This is a genomic window from Deinococcus detaillensis (assembly GCF_007280555.1).
GTDB lineage: Bacteria > Deinococcota > Deinococci > Deinococcales > Deinococcaceae > Deinococcus > Deinococcus detaillensis.
This window is the reverse complement of the sequence record NZ_VKDB01000064.1, coordinates 1-3746: the sequence shown is the minus strand read 5'-3', so window position 1 is coordinate 3746 and position 3746 is coordinate 1. Positions and strand designations below refer to the sequence as shown.

Sequence of the window (3746 nt, the reverse complement as noted above, 5' to 3'; positions counted from 1 at the left end):
TGCGAAAACGCCCGATATCGCAATGGTTTTAACCTGCCCACTGGCACGGCCTCTACGTCTTGCGTAACTCTGTTGCACAATGAATTACACTGGCAACACGTTTTCGCAACACTGGAGGCTCCATGCAAGTCGGTTATGCCCGCGTCAGCAAACAAAATGAACAAGACACCGCCGCACAACTCCGCGCATTGAAAACAGGAGGGGCAGAGCGCCTGTTCACCGAACACGCTTCTGGTGGCCGCTGGGACCGCCCCGAACTACACAAAATGCTGGACCAGCTTCGCGCTGGAGACGTGGTTGTGGTTTGGAAGCTAGACCGTCTCAGCCGCAGCCTCAAAGATGTTCTGCACCTGATGGAGCTATTGGGAGAGAAAGGCGTGGGCTTTCGCAGTTTGACCGAGGCGATAGATACCACCACGCCAGCAGGCCGGATGATGATGCAGATGGTGGGGGCCTTTGCGGAGTTTGAGCGTGCCATGATCCGGGAGCGCACCAATGCGGGACTGGAACAGGCCCGGTTAGAGGGCCGTGTCGGGGGCCGCAAACGCAAGCTACTCCCACATCAGGAACAGGCCATCCGTGAGTCGGTGGGATCTGGGCAGCGCACTGCGGCACAGTGCGCCCGCCTGTTCGGCGTCCATCCCAGCACCATCACCCGACTGTTGCAACGGCAGCCCTAAATCTGTGCCTGTCGAGTTCCTGACCGACGAGCAGGCGGCTCTATACGGACGGTACGCGGGTGATCCCACCCCTGAACAACTCAGCAATTTCTTCTTCCTGAACGAGACTGAGCTGGTTGTGATCGCCGAGCGCCGCCGCGATCACAACCAGCTCGGTTTTGCCGTGCAGCTCTGCACCCTGCGTTTTCTCGGATCATTTCTACCCAACCCCGTGCAGGTGCCGTCTATCGTGGTGCGCCACGTCGCCGATCAACTTCACCTACCCGCCCGCGTGATGGCCCGCTACGCCCTGCGTGAGGAAACCCGCTATCAGCACCGCCGGATCATCGTGGCCGCCCTGGATTACCGCGACTTTGACGGTGGACAGGCCGTGCGGCTGATTCGCTGGCTGTACGCTCAACTGGCGCTGAGTGCGCTGCGGCCATCGATCCTCTTTGATCTCGCCACCGCCCAGTTGACCCGCCAGAAAGCGTGTTGCCGGGTGTTACCGTCCTGGCCCGGCTGGTGGCCCGTACGCGCGAACGCTTTCATGCCCGGACTTTTGAGCAACTCAGCCGGAAGCTCAGTTCAGAACAGAAACGGGCGCTGGAGAATTTGCTAATTCTTCCTGTAAATGCGCGGTTCACGCCATTGGAGGTGCTACGCACCTCCCCCACACGTATTTCCTCGCCTGCCCTGAAAGCCGCACTACACCGCATTGAGCAAGTCCGCGCTCTGGGTGTCAGCACCATTGATCTGAGCGAGGTTCCCCAGTCGCGTCAGGCGCTGCTGGCCCGTCACGCGCAAACCGCCTGGGCGCAGACGCTGCTGCGGATGACGCCATCACGCCGTCAGGCCACGCTATTGATCTTTCTGCAAGCTCTGGAGCGCAGCGCCACTGACGACGCCCTGGACCTCTTTGATCAGTTGATAACCCACCTGACCCTGATCGGGGAAGTGCGGCGCAAGCAGGAACGGTTGCGAACCCTCAAAGACCTGGACCACGCCGCGCTGAAACTGCGCGACGCTGTGCGGGTGCTGCTGGACGAAACGGTTCCAGTTCAGCAGCTACGCGAACTGGCTTTCCGTGCGGTGAGCGCGGGCGAACTCCATCAAGCCGTAGCCACCATCAGCAAGCTGGCGAGCGAGGATGCCGACACCACCCCGGAAGCGCTGGGCAGCGCCTATGGCACTATCCGGCGCTTCTTGCCTGCCCTTCTACACACCGTCAAGCTGGACGGCACGGCCAGCGCCCGGCCCCTGCTGGACGCCTGGACTTTTCTGCAACAGTTGGAAGTGGGTGGCAAGGACAGACCGCAGTGGAAGGATGCACCCAGGGGATTTGTGTCGCGGGCCTGGCAGCGTCGGGTCTTCCCGCAGAGCGGGGAGACTGACCATCAGGCGTACATCCTGTGTTTGCTGGAGCGGCTTCAGAAAGCCCTGCGGCGGCGCGAGGTCTTCGCCCCCGGCAGTGACCGCTACGGCGATCCCCGCGCGGAGTTGTTACAGGGCGCGGCCTGGGACGCCGTGAGCGACGACGTGTGCCGCGCCCTGAACCGTTCGCTGAACCCTCAACCAGAACTGGAACGCCTGCGCCTTGAACTGAATGATGCCTACCGGGAAGTGGAACTGGGCCTCCCCCAGAACACCGCCCTGCAACTGGATGGGCAGCCGGGGCAAACCCGGCTGCGCCTGACGCCCCTGGAACCACTCCCCGAACCGCCCAGCCTGGAGCGACTCCAGCACGCGGTGGCTCAGCGCCTCCCCGCCGTTCCGCTGGCTGCGCTGCTGCTGGAAGTCCATGCCTTCACGGGTCTGGCCGACGCCTTCACGCACGTCACTGATGGCACGTCCAGTTTGCGAGACCTACCGCTGAGCGTCACAGCGGTTTTGCTGGCCCAGGCGTGCAACATTGGTCTGGGAGCGGTGGCCGCGCCGGAGGTCCAGGCGCTGACCCTGTCGCGCCTGTCATGGGTCCAGCAGAATTACGTCCGGGCCGAGACCATCGCGGCGGCCAATGCCCGCCTGGTGGACGCCCAGTTCGCTCTGCCGCTAGCCCACACCTGGGGCGGGGGCGAGGTGGCGTCTGCCGACGGGCTACGCTTCGTGGTGCCAGTCAAGACCCTGCACGCCGGATGGAACCGCAAGTATTTTGGCTCCCAGCGCGGCGTGACGTATTACAACTTCACCAGTGATCAGTTCACTGGCTTTCACGGCATCGTGATTCCGGGGACGCTGCGCGACTCGCTGTTCATTCTCGCGGGCCTGCTGGAACAGCAGACCCGCCTGGACCCCCGCGAGATCATGGCCGATACGCACGGCTCCAGCGACGTGGTGTTCGGATTGTTCGCGCTGCTGGGCTACCGTTTCAGCCCCCGACTCGCCGATCTGCCCGATCAGCGCTTCTGGCGCATGGACCGGGAAGCGGATTACGGCGCACTGGATGATTTGAGCCGCCACGTCATTGATGAGCGGCTGATCGCCGCCCACTGGGAAGACATCCTGCGGCTGGCCGGATCACTCAAACTGGGTAAGGTCAAAGCCACGGCGGTGATGCGGACCTTGCAACGCGGCGGCAGTCTGTCCGGTCTGGGCCAGGCCATCGCTGAATTTGGCCGCATTGAGAAAACCCTGTTCCTGCTGAACTACGTCGGTGACGAGTCGTTCCGGCGGCGCATCCTGCGTCAGATCAACCGGGGGGAGCAGCGGCACGGCGTGGGCCGGGCCGTCTTCCACGGGCGCAAAGGGGAACTCCGGCAGAAGTACAGGGAAGGGATGGAAGATCAACTGGGTGCATTGGGGCTGGTGGGCAATGCCATCGTCCTGTGAAACACGCGGTACATGGGCGTTGCCCTGGACGACTTGCGACAGGCTGGGAAAATTGAGAACGAACAGGACATCTCCCGCCTGACGCCCCTTCTGCACGGTCATATCCGCATGCTGGGAACCTACGAATTCAAATTGCCTGATGAAATTGCTCAGGGCCAACTGCGCCCCCTGCGTGATCCCGACACTCTGGAAGCCTACTTTGAACGGATTGAATTGTGATCTGGCCTCCAAGGGCGGATTTCTGTTCTTACTCTAGTC

The 3746-nt window shown here is 62.4% G+C and carries 2 protein-coding genes and 1 pseudogene; all 3 read left to right on the top strand.

Translation table 11 applies throughout. The features are described from left to right. Positions 1–122: 122 nt before the first annotated feature. Positions 123–680, top strand: a complete 558-nt coding sequence (locus tag FNU79_RS18720) for a recombinase family protein (RefSeq protein ID WP_143722306.1) — start codon at positions 123–125, stop codon at positions 678–680. Between the two features lie 4 nt (positions 681–684). Next, a complete protein-coding gene (locus FNU79_RS19590) occupies positions 685–1281 on the top strand; it encodes a DUF4158 domain-containing protein (protein ID WP_225430203.1) in 597 nt (198 codons plus the stop codon). After that, a pseudogene (locus FNU79_RS18715) lies at positions 1185–3707 on the top strand (Tn3 family transposase). Before FNU79_RS19590 ends, FNU79_RS18715 begins: the two are co-directional and overlap by 97 nt. Positions 3708–3746: the final 39 nt, after the last annotated feature.